General features: G+C 63.5%; 10 protein-coding genes (1 of these 10 running past the window's edge). 9 read left to right on the top strand and 1 reads right to left on the bottom strand.

The features are described 5' to 3' along the window. The first annotated feature begins 83 nt into the window (after positions 1–83). The 9 genes from EN749_RS03200 to EN749_RS03160 all read left to right on the top strand — a co-directional run bounded on the left by EN749_RS03200 (position 84) and on the right by EN749_RS03160 (position 13636). On the top strand, positions 84–1337 hold the full coding sequence (locus EN749_RS03200) for an aspartate kinase (protein WP_013529459.1): 1254 nt from the start codon (positions 84–86) through the stop codon (positions 1335–1337). A gap of 83 nt (positions 1338–1420) precedes the next feature. Beyond that, complete coding sequence (gene ptsP / locus EN749_RS03195) at positions 1421–3691, top strand: phosphoenolpyruvate--protein phosphotransferase (RefSeq protein WP_027038177.1); 2271 nt, start codon at positions 1421–1423, stop codon at positions 3689–3691. Between the two features lie 10 nt (positions 3692–3701). Then, positions 3702–4781, top strand: coding sequence for a peptide chain release factor 1 (prfA, locus tag EN749_RS03190; protein ID WP_128362548.1), 1080 nt, complete (start codon positions 3702–3704; stop codon positions 4779–4781). After that, positions 4774–5646 (top strand): peptide chain release factor N(5)-glutamine methyltransferase, encoded by an 873-nt coding sequence (gene prmC, locus EN749_RS03185; RefSeq protein WP_128362547.1) that lies wholly within the window; start codon positions 4774–4776, stop codon positions 5644–5646. The genes prfA and prmC overlap by 8 nt, the downstream gene beginning before the upstream one ends. Before the next feature lie 303 nt (positions 5647–5949). Next, positions 5950–6894, top strand: a complete 945-nt coding sequence (locus EN749_RS03180) for a DUF4167 domain-containing protein (RefSeq protein ID WP_127809234.1) — start codon at positions 5950–5952, stop codon at positions 6892–6894. Between the two features lie 219 nt (positions 6895–7113). Further along, positions 7114–9720 (top strand): ATP-dependent chaperone ClpB, encoded by a 2607-nt coding sequence (gene clpB, locus EN749_RS03175; RefSeq protein WP_127408614.1) that lies wholly within the window; start codon positions 7114–7116, stop codon positions 9718–9720. 115 nt (positions 9721–9835) lie between these two features. Next, positions 9836–10201 carry an MmcQ/YjbR family DNA-binding protein gene (locus EN749_RS03170; RefSeq protein ID WP_127322773.1) on the top strand — a complete coding sequence of 122 codons (366 nt, stop codon included), beginning with the start codon at positions 9836–9838 and terminating at the stop codon, positions 10199–10201. A 148-nt stretch (positions 10202–10349) separates the two neighbouring features. Then, on the top strand, positions 10350–11855 hold the full coding sequence (locus EN749_RS03165; protein WP_128362546.1) for a L,D-transpeptidase family protein: 1506 nt from the start codon (positions 10350–10352) through the stop codon (positions 11853–11855). A gap of 221 nt (positions 11856–12076) precedes the next feature. Continuing rightward, on the top strand, positions 12077–13636 hold the full coding sequence (locus EN749_RS03160; protein ID WP_128362545.1) for an MFS transporter: 1560 nt from the start codon (positions 12077–12079) through the stop codon (positions 13634–13636). A 6-nt stretch (positions 13637–13642) separates the two neighbouring features. Here the strand turns inward: EN749_RS03160 and EN749_RS03155 are convergent, their stop codons facing one another. After that, positions 13643–14847 carry the 3' portion of a M23 family metallopeptidase gene (locus tag EN749_RS03155; protein WP_164748944.1) on the bottom strand. Its footprint extends 763 nt past the window's final position, so only the last 1205 of its 1968 coding nucleotides appear in the window; its start codon lies beyond the right edge, outside the window — the gene reads right to left on this strand; the stop codon is at positions 13643–13645.

Here is a 14847-nt window from a genome sequence, read left to right as displayed (position 1 = left end):
CGGCCGGCGTCAGCCGGCCTTCCGCTTTTCGGGATTCCGGCTTTTGGCCGGGATCCGGCTTCAGGCAAAGGCATTTCGCTCCCATGGCGCGCATCGTGATGAAATTCGGCGGAACCTCGGTCGCCGACATCGCCCGCATCCGCAACGTGGCGCGTCACGTCAAACGCGAGGTCGACGCCGGCCATGAGGTGGCGGTGGTCGTTTCGGCGATGGCCGGGAAAACCAATGAACTGGTCGGGTGGACGCGTGAGGCCTCGCCGATGCATGACGCACGCGAATATGACGCGGTCGTCGCTTCCGGCGAGCAGGTCACGGCCGGCCTTCTGGCCATCACCTTGCAGAACATGGGCGTGCATGCCCGCTCCTGGCAGGGCTGGCAGATCCCGATCAAGACCGACAATGCGCATGGAGCGGCGCGCATCCTCGACATCGACGGCGCGTTCCTGATCAAGCGCTTCGGCGAGGGCCAGGTGGCGGTGATCGCCGGGTTCCAGGGCATCGGCCCGGACAATCGTATCGCCACGCTCGGCCGCGGCGGCTCCGATACCAGTGCTGTCGCCATAGCCGCGGCGGTCAAGGCTGATCGCTGCGACATCTATACCGACGTCGACGGGGTCTACACCACCGATCCGCGCATCGAGCCCAAGGCGCGGCGGCTGGCCAAGATATCGTTCGAGGAAATGCTTGAAATGGCCTCGCTCGGCGCCAAGGTTCTGCAGGTGCGTTCGGTCGAGCTTGCCATGGTGCACAGGGTGCGTACCTTCGTGCGGTCGTCCTTCGACGATCCCGACGCGCCCGGAATGGGGGATTTGCTCAATCCGCCCGGAACGCTCATTTGCGACGAGGAAGAGATCGTGGAACAGCAGGTCGTCACCGGAATTGCCTACGCCAAGGATGAAGCGCAGATTTCGCTGCGCCGGGTCGGCGACCGGCCGGGCGTTGCCGCCGGCATCTTCGGGCCGCTGGCCGAGGCCAACATCAATGTCGACATGATCGTCCAGAACATTTCCGAGGACGGCAAGTTCACCGACATGACCTTCACCGTGCCGTCGGGCGATGTCGACAAGGCGCTGGCCGTGCTTGAACGCCTCAAGGCTTCGATCGGCTACGATGTCGTGCAGTCGGAAGCCGGCATGTCGAAGGTTTCGGTCATCGGCATCGGCATGAGGAGCCATGCCGGCGTCGCCGCCACCGCTTTCAAGGCGCTGGCCGACAAATCGATCAACATCCGCGCCATCACGACCTCCGAGATCAAGATTTCGATCCTGATCGACGGTCCGTATACGGAACTTGCGGTTCGTACTTTGCATTCCGTCTACGGTCTGGATAAGCAGTAGCGAGAACGATTTGAGTTGTTGCGTGTGCGCCGGTCGCGGTGGAAACTGCGGCGGGCAGAATGCCCATTGGAGAAGAAGCCGCGATGCGTGATCAGGCCAGTGGCCCGCGCGTTTTGCTCAAACGGCTCCGCGAGCTCATGCAGGAGCCGCTGGAGCCGCAGGAGCGGCTTGACCGGATTGTGCGCGACATCGCCTCCAACATGGTCGCGGAAGTCTGCTCGCTCTATGTGCTGCGCGCCGATTCGGTGCTCGAACTTTACGCCACCGAAGGTCTGAACCCGAACGCCGTCCATTTGGCGCAGTTGCGGCTGGGCCAAGGCCTGGTCGGCACGATCGCCGCCAGCGCGCGGCCGCTCAACCTGTCCAATGCGCAGGAACACCCTGCCTTCGCCTATCTGCCGGAGACCGGGGAAGAGATCTACAACTCGTTCCTCGGCGTGCCGGTGCTGCGGGCAGGGCGCACGCTGGGCGTGCTTGTGGTGCAGAACAAGACCATGCGCCATTACCGCGACGACGAGGTCGAAGCGCTGGAAACCACGGCAATGGTGATCGCCGAGATGATCGCCACCGGCGATCTGGCGCGGCTGACCCGGCCCGGCCTCGAACTCGATCTGCGCCGTCCTGTCAGCTTCACCGGCCTGTCCTTCAATGAAGGCGTCGGGCTCGGCCACGTCGTGCTGCACGAGCCGCGCATCGTCGTCACCAATCTGTTCAACGAAGACAGCGAGGAAGAGGTCCGCCGGCTCGAAACCTCACTCAGCTCGCTCAGGCTGTCCATCGACGACATGCTGGAACGCCGCGACGTCGCCTTCGAAGGCGAGCATCGCCAGGTGTTGGAAGCCTATCGCATGTTCGCCAACGATCGCGGCTGGGTGCGGCGGCTGGAAGAGGCCATCCGCAACGGCCTGACGGCCGAAGCGGCGGTGGAAAAGGTGCAGAGCGACATGCGCGCCCGCATGCTGCACATGACCGATCCCTATCTGCGCGAGCGGATGAGCGATTTCGACGACCTCGCCAACCGCCTGCTGCGCCAGCTGATGGGGCGCGGGCCGGAAGATGTCGCCGCATCGCTGCCGAAGGATGCCATCATCGTTGCCCGTTCGATGGGGGCCGCCGAGCTGCTCGATTATCCCCGCGACAAGATGCGCGGGCTGGTGCTCGAGGATGGTGCCGCGACCAGTCACGTCGTCATAGTCGCGCGTGCCATGGGCATTCCCGTCGCCGGGCAGATGAAGGGCGCCGTTTCCATGGCGGAAAACGGCGATGCCATCATCGTCGACGGCGAAGAGGGCGTGATCCATTTGCGGCCGCAGCCCGATCTCGAGGCCGCCTACGCCGAAAAGGTGCGCTTCAGGGCGCGCCGGCAAGAGGTCTACCGCGAGCTGCGCAAGAAGCCGTCGACGACCAGGGACGGTGTCCAGGTCGACCTGTTGATGAATGCCGGTCTCGCCGTCGACCTGCCGCAGCTTGCCGAAGCGGGTGCGGCCGGTATCGGCCTGTTCCGCACCGAACTTCAATTCATGGTCGCCTCGACATTTCCCCGGGCCGAAGCCCAGGAAAAGCTGTACCGCGACGTGCTCGAAGCGGCGCGCGGCAAGCCGGTCACCTTCCGCACCATCGACATTGGCGGCGACAAGGTGCTGCCCTATTTCAAGGGTGCGATCCAGGAAGAGAACCCGGCGCTTGGCTGGCGGGCGATTCGCCTGACGCTTGACCGGCCGGGGTTGTTGCGCACCCAGATCCGCGCTTTGCTCAAGGCCAGCGGCGGCCGCGAATTGAAGCTGATGCTGCCGATGGTGACCGAGCTGGGCGAGATCGCCCAGGCACGCGAGATCATCGACCGCGAGGTGCGGCATTTGTCGCGCTTTGCCCATCATTTGCCGACCAGCCTGAAGCTGGGGGCGATGTTGGAAGTTCCGTCGCTATTGTTCCAGCTCGATGAATTGATGAAGGCGGTCGATTTCGTCTCGGTGGGTTCGAACGACCTGTTCCAGTTCGTCATGGCCGTCGACCGTGGCAACACGCAATTGGCAAACCGCTTCGACACGCTGTCGGCGCCGTTCCTGCGTGTGCTCAAGCAGATCGCCGATGCCGGCGTCCGCAACAATACGCCGGTGACGCTGTGCGGCGAACTCGCCGGCAAGCCGATCTCGGCGATGGCGCTGATCGGCCTCGGTTTCCGTTCGATCTCGATGTCGCCGGCCTCGATCGGTCCGGTCAAGGCGATGCTGACGGAACTGCCGCTGGACGAGTTGAAGGCGTTTTTCGACGACAATCTGATGGCTCCGGCACAGGGCTTGCCGATGCGGGCGCTGCTGCAGGCCTTTGCCGACGACCGTTCGATCCCATTGTAGCAGCCTCATCATGGTCAATTTGCCCCGCGATCGTATGGATCAAGTCGTCAAGCGTTTCGAGATGCTCGAAGCGCAGATGTCGGCTGGTCCGGCGCCGGATGCCTATGTGCGCATGGCGTCCGAATATGCCGAAATCCAGGATATGGTCGCCAAGGTCAGGGCACTGCGCCTGGCCGAGCGTGAACAGGCCGATCTGGAAGCCATGCTTGCCGACAAGGGCACCGATGCCGAGATGCGGGCGCTCGCCGAGGCCGAGTTGCCGGAGATCGACGAGCGCATCGAGGCGTTGCAGAAGGATATCCAGATCCTGCTGTTGCCCAGGGATGCCGCCGACGACAAGAACGCCATTCTCGAAATCCGCGCCGGCACCGGCGGTGACGAGGCCGCGCTGTTCGCCGGCGACCTGTTTCGCATGTATGAGCGCTACGCCGCCGAACGCGGCTGGCGTTTCGAAACCGCCTCGGCCAGCGATGGCGACGCCGGCGGCTTCAAGGAAATCATCGCCACGGTGTCGGGCAAGGGCGTCTTTGCGCATCTGAAATTCGAATCCGGCGTGCACCGCGTGCAGCGTGTGCCGGCAACGGAGGCCAGCGGGCGCATTCACACCTCGGCCGCAACCGTCGCGGTGCTGCCCGAAGCCGAAGAGGTCGACATCGACATCAGGGCCGAAGACATCCGCATCGACACGATGCGCGCCTCGGGTTCGGGCGGCCAGCACGTCAACACCACCGATTCGGCCGTCCGCATCACCCATCTGCCGACTGGCATCATGGTCGTGCAGGCGGAGAAATCGCAGCATCAGAACCGCGCCAAGGCCATGCAGATTCTGCGTGCCCGGCTCTATGATCTGGAGCGCGGCAAGGCCGACGAGGAGCGTTCCGAATCGCGCAAGTCGCAGGTCGGCTCCGGCGATCGCTCGGAGCGCATCCGCACCTATAATTTCCCGCAAGGCCGCGTCACCGACCATCGCATCAATTTGACGCTCTACAAGCTCGACCGGGTGATGATGGGCGAACTCGACGAGATCATCAACGCGCTGATTGCCGATCACCAGTCGAAATTGCTCGCCGACATCGGCATCGATGACTGACCTGCCCGACGCACTCGGCCCGCTGCTGCGGGAAGCGCGGGCCCGGCTTGGCACCACTGTCGACGACCCGGCGCTCGATGCGCGGCTGATCGTCGAGCATTTTTCGGGCACGACGCGCACGCAGGCCATTGCGGACCCCGAACGCAGGCTCGGCGCCGGCATTGTTGCCGAAATCGATGCCGCCCTGAAACGCCGCGTTGGCGGCGAACCGGTGCATCGCATCCTCGGCTATCGTGAATTCTACGGTTTGCGCCTGTCGCTGTCGCCGGAAACGCTGGAGCCGCGGCCGGATACCGAAACGCTGGTCGAGGCGATATTGCCCTTCGTCAAGGCAGTTGCGGCGCGGGAAGGCGGGTGCCGCATCCTCGATCTTGGCACCGGCACCGGCGCCATTGCGCTGGCGCTGCTCAGCGTCGTACCGACGGCTAGCGCAACCGGCGTCGATCTGTCCGCAGGTGCGCTGGCGACGGCGGCCAGTAATGCCGGGAAACTGGGTCTTGCAGACCGGTTCACGGCGCTGCAGTCGGACTGGTTCGAAAAAGTTTTCGGCCGGTACCATGTAATCGCCGCAAACCCTCCCTATATAACCACCGAAGACATTGGAAATCTGCAGGACGAAGTCCGCAATTTCGACCCGCGCCTGGCCCTGGATGGCGGCGCGGACGGTCTGAACCCCTACAGAACCATCGCTGCGCAAGCGGCAAGGTTTTTGGAAGCTGAAGGCAGGATTGCGGTCGAGATCGGCCATACGCAAAGCGGTGAGGTCTGCGAGATATTCGCTGCAGCTGGCTACATGCCGGGCGGTGTTTTTCGCGACCTCGGCGGAAACGACAGGGTTATTGTCTTTGAAAGGATAAAGCCTTGACGCAGTGCAAAAAAGCGCTTGGCAATGCCGGGGAATGCGGCTAGGGTCGCCTTAACCGGATGAGACGAAGCAGGCAGTGCTCTTAGCGATTCGGTTTTCCTTGGAAATAGCTGCCTTCTTGCGCAAACGATGCCCAAGCTTCGTGCGGGAATCGTCCGGCAAGTGATGTAACCGGAACAGGATGACACGTGGCGCCAACGCAATCGATGCGGGCGAACGCCGGTGAAGAGACGAAACGGCTGGCTGCATGAGCGCCTCCGTTCGTGAAGAGTTTTTCGAAAATTTCAAAATGAAGAGAGTTTGATGAGGCCACAACAGCAGAACAGGCGCATGCGCGGTCGCAACAATAATGGCGGCGGCGGTGGTAACAATAACAACAATAACAACAACAACCGCAAGGGGCCTAATCCCCTGACGCGCAACTACGAGAGCAATGGCCCGGATGTGAAGATCCGCGGTTCGGCTCAGCAGATCGCCGAAAAGTACGCCACCCTTGCCCGCGATTCTCACAGCTCCGGCGACCGGGTCATGGCGGAGAACTATCTCCAGCACGCCGAGCACTACAATCGCATCATCGCGGCCGCACAGGCGCAGATGCCGATCCAGAACGCGCAGCAGAATCGCGATGATTTCGACGATGACGGCGACGAGGACCGCGACGATTTCGACAACGGCAGCAACAACAGCAACACTGTTTCCGATGCCCAGATCCCGGTGATCAACCATGGCGCCGGCCCGCAGCCGGTCATCGAAGGGACGCCGGCCGAGGTTGCGCTCAACCGGGAAGGTGGCCGCGAGGCCCGTGATAATAATGGCGGGCGCAACAATGGTGGCCGCGACAACAATGGCGGGCGCCATCGCGATCGTCGCCCCAATGGCGGTTATGGCCAGAACGGCCAGCGCGACTTTGGTTCGTCTGTGGAGCAAGGTGGTCAACCGCAGGGCAACGAGCCCCCGGTTCAGGGCGAAGCCGTTTCGCCGACTGAATCTGTAGTGCCGGCCGAACCGGCTCCGTCGTTCGAGAATCTTTCGCCGGCAGGCCTTGCGGCCCAGGCCGAACTCAACGAGGCGGCCGCCGAAAGCGGTGCTGCCCGTCGTCCGAGGCGGCCGCGCCGCCCGCGCGTCAACGCCGATCAGGTTGATGGCGGTAGTGACAATGCCAATTCCGTGGCCAACGCCGGCGAGGCGGCTGCGGCCCCGGTCGACAGCGGCAACGCCCAACCGGTCAATGTCGATATCGACAACTGATCGAACGGCATTTCAAGGCATTGAACGGCGGAGAGAAATCTCCGCCGTTTTCGTTTGGGCGGCCGTGCAATATTATGAAGTTGCCGATAGCGAGACGTCTTGAGGGTTCGGAGCTTGTGCACCATATCAGCCTCAACTGGACCCGGCTCGAATGGGCGGGTCCGTCACCGCAATCGGATCCGGTGCCGCAAAGCGGGCCGGTGATGGAAGGAGACAGATATGAACCTTGAGAAATACTCAGAGCGCGTGCGCGGTTTTATCCAGTCCGCGCAGACTATGGCGCTTTCCCGCAACCATCAGCAATTCACCCCTGAGCATATCCTGAAAGTGCTCGTCGACGACGATGAGGGCCTGGCCGCGTCGCTGATCGAACGCGCCGGCGGCAACGTTCGCGACGTCAAGCTTGGCGTCGAGACGGCGCTCGAAGCGATGCCCAAGGTCGAGGGCGGCAATGGCCAGCTCTATCTGGCCCAGCCGCTGGCAAAAGCGTTTTCGACCGCCGAGGAACTGGCCAAGAAAGCCGGCGACAGCTTTGTCACGGTGGAGCGGCTCTTGCAGGCGCTGGCCATGGAGAAGTCGGCCAAGACCGCCGACATACTGGCCAAGGCCGGCGTCACCCCGCAGGCGCTCAACCAGGTCATCAATGACGTCCGCAAGGGCCGCACCGCCGATTCGGCGAGTGCCGAACAGGGCTACGACGCGCTGAAGAAATACGCGCGCGACCTGACCGCGGATGCCCGTGCCGGCAAGCTGGACCCCGTGATCGGCCGTGACGACGAGATCCGCCGCACCATTCAGGTGCTGTCGCGCCGCACCAAGAACAATCCGGTGCTGATCGGCGAACCGGGCGTCGGCAAGACGGCGATCGCCGAAGGCCTGGCGCTGCGCATCGTCAATGGCGACGTGCCGGAATCGCTGAAGGATAAGCAATTGATGGCGCTCGACATGGGCGCGCTGATTGCCGGCGCCAAATATCGCGGCGAGTTCGAGGAGCGGCTGAAGGCCGTGCTCTCCGAAGTCACCTCGGCCAGCGGCAACATCATCCTGTTCATCGATGAGATGCACACCCTGGTCGGTGCCGGCAAGGCGGATGGCGCCATGGATGCGTCGAACCTTCTGAAGCCGGCGCTGGCGCGCGGCGAGCTGCACTGCGTCGGCGCCACCACGCTCGATGAGTATCGCAAGCATGTCGAGAAGGATGCAGCCCTTGCCCGCCGCTTCCAGCCGGTGTTCGTCGACGAGCCGACGGTGGAAGACACCGTCTCGATCCTGCGCGGCCTGAAGGAGAAGTACGAGCAGCACCACAAGGTGCGCATTTCGGATTCCGCGCTGGTGGCGGCGGCGACGCTGTCCAACCGCTACATCGCCGACCGCTTCCTGCCGGACAAGGCGATCGACCTGGTCGACGAAGCCGCATCGCGGCTGCGGATGCAGGTCGATTCCAAGCCCGAGGCGCTGGACGAGATCGATCGCCGCATCATGCAGCTCAAGATCGAACGCGAGGCGCTGAAGGTCGAGACGGACGACGCCTCGAAGGATCGGCTTGCCCGCCTGGAAAAGGAACTCGTCGGCCTCGAGGAGGAATCGACCGAGATCACTGCCAAATGGCAGGCGGAGAAGCAGAAGCTCGGGCTCGCCGCCGACCTCAAGAAGCAGCTCGACGAGGCGCGCAACGAGCTCGCCATTGCGCAGCGCAAGGGTGAATTCCAGCGCGCCGGCGAGCTTGCCTATGGCAAGATCCCGGAACTGGAAAAGAAGCTGAAGGAGGCCGAAACCCAGGACGGCAAGGCCGGCATGGTCGAAGAGGTGGTCACGCCGGATCACGTGGCCCATATCGTCTCGCGCTGGACCGGCATTCCGGTCGACAAGATGCTGCAGGGCGAGCGCGACAAGCTGCTGCGCATGGAAGACGAGATCGGCAAGCGTGTCGTCGGCCAGGGCGAGGCGGTGCAGGCTGTTTCCAAAGCGGTGCGGCGCGCTCGCGCGGGCCTGCAGGACCCGAACCGGCCGATCGGCTCGTTCATGTTCCTCGGGCCGACGGGCGTCGGCAAGACCGAACTGACCAAGGCGCTGGCAAGCTTCCTGTTCGACGACGAGGGCGCGATGGTGCGCATCGACATGTCGGAGTTCATGGAAAAGCACTCGGTCGCCCGGCTGATCGGCGCACCTCCCGGCTATGTCGGCTATGAGGAAGGCGGCGCGTTGACCGAAGCGGTGCGGCGCCGGCCCTATCAGGTCGTGCTGTTCGACGAAATCGAGAAGGCGCATCCCGATGTGTTCAACGTGCTGTTGCAGGTGCTCGATGACGGCCGCCTGACCGATGGGCAGGGCCGCACGGTGGACTTCCGCAACACGCTGATCATCATGACGTCGAACCTGGGCGCCGAATATCTCGTCAATCTCACCGAGGATCAGGACGTCGATCTGGTTCGCGACGAGGTGATGGGTGTTGTCAGGGCGTCGTTCCGGCCGGAGTTCCTCAATCGCGTCGACGAGGTGATCCTGTTCCACCGGCTGCGCCGGCAGGATATGGGCCGCATCGTCGAGATCCAGCTCAAGCGGCTGGAGAGCCTGCTTGTCGACCGCAAGATCACGCTGTCGCTGGACCAGGAGGCGGTCGACTGGCTGGCGGCCAAGGGCTACGATCCGGCCTATGGCGCGCGGCCGCTGAAGCGGGTGATGCAGAAGGAATTGCAGGACCCGCTGGCGGAGAAGATCCTGCTCGGCGACATCCTCGACGGCTCGACCGTCAAGGTGACAGCCGGTTCCGACCGGCTGAACTTCCGCTCGAAGCCGGCGATCGTCGCGGCGGAAGTGGCAGCCTGATCCTACGCCGCGCGTCCTTCCCGGACCCGCGGCGTTTTAGGTCTTTGTCATATGCATGTCGTTTTCCCCAAACCGGGGCCAGTTTTGGGCGACGTGCGCAAAAAAGGGGGGCGGGATGACGCTGGACGACTACAACGGCTTCTGCGCCTCGCTGCCCGCGACGAGTCACGTTGTCCAATGGGGTGGCGCCCATGTCTGGAAAGTCGGAAACAAGGTCTTCGCGGTTGGCGGCTGGGATCAGGGCCAGCAGCTCTTCGTCACCTTCAAATGTTCCGATATCGCCTATGATGTGCTCAAGGAGCAGCCGGGCCTGCGGCCCGCGCCCTATCTTGCCTCGCGCGGTATGACATGGATCCAGCGTCGGACAAGCCAGAGCATGGATGATGCCGCGCTGAAGGATTATCTGCGCGAGAGCCATCGCCTTGTAGCCCTGAAACTGACCAGGCAGGCGCGCAAGGAATTGGGACTTGCCGCAAGCTAGTCTATATTCCTCGAGGCGCTGGAAAACCGCCATCTTCATGCCCGGTTCATGTTGGAACCATATGGTGGGTAACTGGTTTGCTGACGAGGGGCTTCGCCAGAGAACAATGCCGGGCGGCGGCAATTACGGACCGGAGAGTTTCGCCACTATGCTGCGTACGATCTTCACTCTTTCGGTACTTGCCGGCGGGCTTTTGTCTGCCAATGCAATCGCAGCCCCGACGCAGGACAGCGCACCACCGATTGTCCGTGTCGCCGATACCGGTGGCATCCTTGTCGCCCAGGACGGCAATCTCGACATCTACTACGACGCCAGGGGCAACCGCGTGATCGTCGATGCCGATACCGGCAAGGTCATCGCCATCCAGCCGCCGCAGACCCGGCTCGACCGCCGCGCCTTGCGCCGCGAGACACGACTGCGCGAACTGGGCCGCGCCCCCGACGGCGACGACCGCTACTATCTCGACGATCCGGAAGACATGGCGCGGTTCCGCCGCCAGCAGTTGGAAGAGGAAGGCCGCGTTATCCCGCCGCCGGCGGACGAGTACGATCCCTATGGGGACAATGCCGTCGAAGCCTATCCGCCGGCACCGCAGGACGATGGCAGCTACGATGACAATTATCCCGACGCGCCGCAGCCGGCAAAGCCGGGTACCATCAAGCGCCAGCCGCTGAACGAGGCCTCGATAGACCCTGCCCAGCCGGCGACGTCAGCCGATCAGGCAGCTCTGCCACCAGAGGCTGGCGGCAAGACCACTGTTGCCCCGGCACTGTCGCTGGGAGCGCGCCAGGATGTCGCCGCCCTTCAGGTGCTGCTCGACCGGGGTGGCGCTTCGCCTGGCGTCATCGACGGGCGTTTCGGTTCGAACGTCGACAAGGCGCTCGCTGCCTACAACCAGATCACCGGCGCCAATCTGCGATCGACCGACGCGGTCGCCATCCAGGCGGCACTTGCGCAATCCGGCGGCGATGCCTTCGCCAACTACACGATCACAGCGGAGGATGCGGCCGGTCCCTATGTCGCGTCGATCCCGGAAGACTACAGCCAGAAGGCGCAACTCGATCGCATGGGCTATACGTCGGTGACCGAGGCGCTCGCAGAGCGCTTCCACATGGATGAGAATTATCTCAAAGCGCTCAATCCGGACCTCGATTTCAATCGTCCCGGCACGACCATCAAGGTCGCCAATTTCGGCAAACTGGTTTCGACGCCGGTGGCTCGCATCGTCGCCGACAAGGACAAGAAAGAGGTTTTCGCCTATGATGCCGGCGGCAGGCTGGTCGCGGCCTATCCCGCAACCATCGGCTCTTCGGACACGCCGTCACCGTCCGGCATTCACACGGTGTCGCGCGTCGCGCTCGATCCGAACTACACCTACAATCCCAGCATCAATTTCAAGCAGGGCCAGAACGACAAGGTCCTGACCATTCCGCCTGGGCCGAACGGTCCCGTCGGCTCGGTCTGGATCGCCCTGGACAAGCCGACCTATGGCATCCACGGCACGCCGGATCCGTCGAAGATCGGCAAAACCGAAAGCCATGGCTGCGTACGCCTGACCAACTGGGATGCGCGGGAGTTGGCCAAGCTGGTTTCGCCGGGTGTCACGGTGGAGTTTGTCGGCGGACCTTCAGCCGATAACCTTGCGCAGCAGTGAACTGGGAAGTGCGGCGGCATAGACCAGCTGCATGATCAGGATGAAGCCGAGCTTTCAAGCGGCCGCCTCATCGAAATCCCCGCCGGCTGCACGTAACGGGGCTGGCATGACTGTGCCATTTGCACCCTGTCAGGGTGCAACCCTGGCCAAACGGCTGGTTTCAATGACTGCAAGCCACTGGCCGGTTGTTGCCGATGCGCTAGGGGTTTAAGCAAGGTTTCATGCATTCACCGAGCAAAGCTGCCGCGGTCCCGCTGACCAGCCCGGTCACGCATGGAACGTTTTGTCCGCAGTCGCAGCGGCGATTTGTGCTGATCGCGGCAATTCTGGCCTCGGCGCTTGGCTTCATAGACGGCTCGATCCTGGCCATCGCCACACCGGCGATTCGCGTCAACCTCGGCGCCAGCCTTGCCGAGGCGCAGTGGATTTCCAATGCCTATGCATTGACGCTGTCGGCGCTGATCCTGGCCGGGGGTGCCGCCGGCGACCGATTCGGTCTGCGCCGCGCCTTCGTGGCCGGCATTGCGCTGTTCATCGTCGCTTCGCTGGCCTGTGCGCTGGCGCCGAATGCCATTGTGCTGATCGCATTTCGCGCGTTGCAGGGCATCGGTGCGGCAATCATGGTGCCCGGCAGCCTCGCCATCATCGCCAAGGCCTACCCGAAGAAAGAACGCGGCCGCGCGATTGGGATCTGGGCGGCGGCTTCAGCGCTGACCACGGCACTTGGCCCGGTGTTCGGCGGTTTCGTGCTGTCGGCCTTCGGCGACGGCATCTGGCGGGCGATCTTCGCCATCAACCTGCCGCTGGGCTTGATCTCGATCTGGCTTCTGCTGGCCAAGGTTCCTGCCGATACGCCGACGGAGAAACGCAGCCTGGATCTCGGTGGTGCAGCGCTCGCGACATTGGCCTTCGGCGCGCTTGCCTATGGGCTGACATCGATGAGCGCCAGCGGCGAGGGCCTCATGGCAGGGCCGAGCATTGCCGCAGGCGTTGTATTGCTGGCTGTCTTCATCGTCTTCGAGCTTCGGCAGTGCGAGCCTATGATCGACCTCAGCCTGTTTCGCGTCGGTGCTTTCGCCGGCGCCAATGTGGCGACATTCTTCCTCTATTTTGCGCTATCGGCCAACCTTTTCTATCTGCCGATGCTGCTGATCGCCGGCTGGGAGCTGAGCACGGCCGAGGTCGGCTTCATCTTCCTGCCCTTGTCGGCATTGATCGCGCTTTTGTCGGGACCGGTCGGCAAGCTGTCGGACCGGATCGGACCACGTTTTCCGATCGCCTGCGGCAGCCTGGTCGTGGCTTTCGCGTTTGCCGGGCTGGCCTTGCTCACCTACGCCGGTATCCACAATTTCTGGATCGGAATATTCCCGCTGATGGCGCTGATGGGGCTCGGCATGGCTCTGGTCGTGTCGCCTTTGTCGACCGCGATCATGACGGCGGTGGAAGACAAGGACACGGGGGCCGCCTCCGGCATCAACAATGCCGTCTCACGCATCGGCGGTCTGATCGCGGTGGCGGCGATGGGCTCGCTTGCCGCATGGGTTTACGCGGATGCGCTGGATGCGAGCGCAACGTCCGGCATCCCAGGATTTGGTGAACCGGCGTCAGCCGGGCTTGCGCCGGCCATCGATGCGGCGAGGCTCGCCGCCAGCGATGCCGCTTTTGCCGCGGTTTCTTCGGTGACCGCGCTGCTTTGCCTGCTTGCGGCTGTCATCGCCTGGACGACCATTCCCGGTGAGCGATTGCCATGGCCGCGACAGGCCGAAGATCGGCAAGGCTGAAGCGGGTCAACCGTCGATCTTGGCGCTCGCAACCTTCAGCGAATCGCTGTCTTCCTGCTTCAGCAGTTCGTCGATGCGCTCGCGTTCGCGCTTGAAGGCGACGAGGTCATCGCCCTTCAGCACCTTGCCGACCGGCAGGCGGACACGCATCGGATCAACCTTGGTGCCGTTGACGATCAGCTCGTAGTGAAGATGCGGGCCGGTGGCGAGGCCGGTCTGGCCGAGGAAGCCGATGGTCTGGCCCTGGCGGACGTGCACGCCCGGTTCGATGCCTTTGGCAAAGGCGCTCTGGTGATTGTATGATGTCTCATAGCCATTGGCATGGCGGATGATGATCTGCTTGCCGTAGCCGCCGGCCCAGCCGACCTTCTCGACCGTGCCGTTGCCGGCGGCGATGATCGGCGTGCCGATCGGCGCGGACCAATCGACGCCGGTGTGCATGCGGACATAGCCGAGGATCGGATGCCTGCGGGCGCCGAAACCGGAGCGGAATTTCCCGGCGGGCAGGGGATTGCGCAACAGGAACTGCTCGGCGCTCGAGCCGTCCTCATCGAAATAGTCGGTGCCGCCGTCCTGCATCTGGAAGCGGTAGAAGTTGCGGGTCTGGCCGCCGAACGTCGCCGAGACGTAAAGAAGCTCGGAGCTGTCCGAGGTCTGGTCGTCACCGTCGGGCTGCGAGAACAGGACTTCGATGCGGTCGGCGGGGCTGAGGCGGGATTGGAAGTCGACGTCGGACGCCAGCAACTTGATCAACCGCTGCGTCATCGCCTTGGACATGCCGTAGGAATAGGCGGCGCGGTAGATGCCGTCATAGACGTTGGGCAGGTTGCCGCGCACCACCACGGGCGCCGACGAATCATCGAAGGCCGTCAGCAATTCGGGGTTCGGATCCGGTTCCTGCGCCGGCACATACTGGCCGCGATCGTTGAGCGCGATGGTGACGATGTGCTGGGTCCGGTCATAGACGCTGGTGCGCACGACCTTGGCGGCATCGCCGTGAACCTCAAGGCCGACACGCAGCACGGTTCCAGCCTTGAGCGCTGTTGCGTTGAGCAACTTGGCGATAGCTTCGGCCATTCCGGTGGCATCTTCACCCGTGTAGCCCGAATTGGCAAAAGCCTCGGTGACGTCGAGATCCTTGGTGAAGGGGATGATTTCCTCGGCGAAAGCCGGCGCCTGGTCGTCAACAGTGGCACGGGGCGCCACCGAGA

The sequence above is a fragment of the Mesorhizobium sp. M7A.F.Ca.ET.027.02.1.1 genome (assembly GCF_004022985.1).
Classification (GTDB): Bacteria; Pseudomonadota; Alphaproteobacteria; order Rhizobiales; family Rhizobiaceae; genus Mesorhizobium.
This window is presented reverse-complemented; position numbering and strand designations above follow the sequence as displayed.

Coding starts and splice junctions, on each gene's coding strand:
- ptsP (WP_027038177.1), top strand. CDS start 1,421: ATGCGTGATCAGGCCAGTGGCCCGCGCGTTTTGCTCAAACGGCTCCGC.
- EN749_RS03160 (WP_128362545.1), top strand. CDS start 12,077: ATGCATTCACCGAGCAAAGCTGCCGCGGTCCCGCTGACCAGCCCGGTC.
- clpB (WP_127408614.1), top strand. CDS start 7,114: ATGAACCTTGAGAAATACTCAGAGCGCGTGCGCGGTTTTATCCAGTCC.
- EN749_RS03170 (WP_127322773.1), top strand. CDS start 9,836: ATGACGCTGGACGACTACAACGGCTTCTGCGCCTCGCTGCCCGCGACG.
- EN749_RS03180 (WP_127809234.1), top strand. CDS start 5,950: ATGAGGCCACAACAGCAGAACAGGCGCATGCGCGGTCGCAACAATAAT.
- EN749_RS03200 (WP_013529459.1), top strand. CDS start 84: ATGGCGCGCATCGTGATGAAATTCGGCGGAACCTCGGTCGCCGACATC.
- prfA (WP_128362548.1), top strand. CDS start 3,702: ATGGTCAATTTGCCCCGCGATCGTATGGATCAAGTCGTCAAGCGTTTC.
- prmC (WP_128362547.1), top strand. CDS start 4,774: ATGACTGACCTGCCCGACGCACTCGGCCCGCTGCTGCGGGAAGCGCGG.
- EN749_RS03165 (WP_128362546.1), top strand. CDS start 10,350: ATGCTGCGTACGATCTTCACTCTTTCGGTACTTGCCGGCGGGCTTTTG.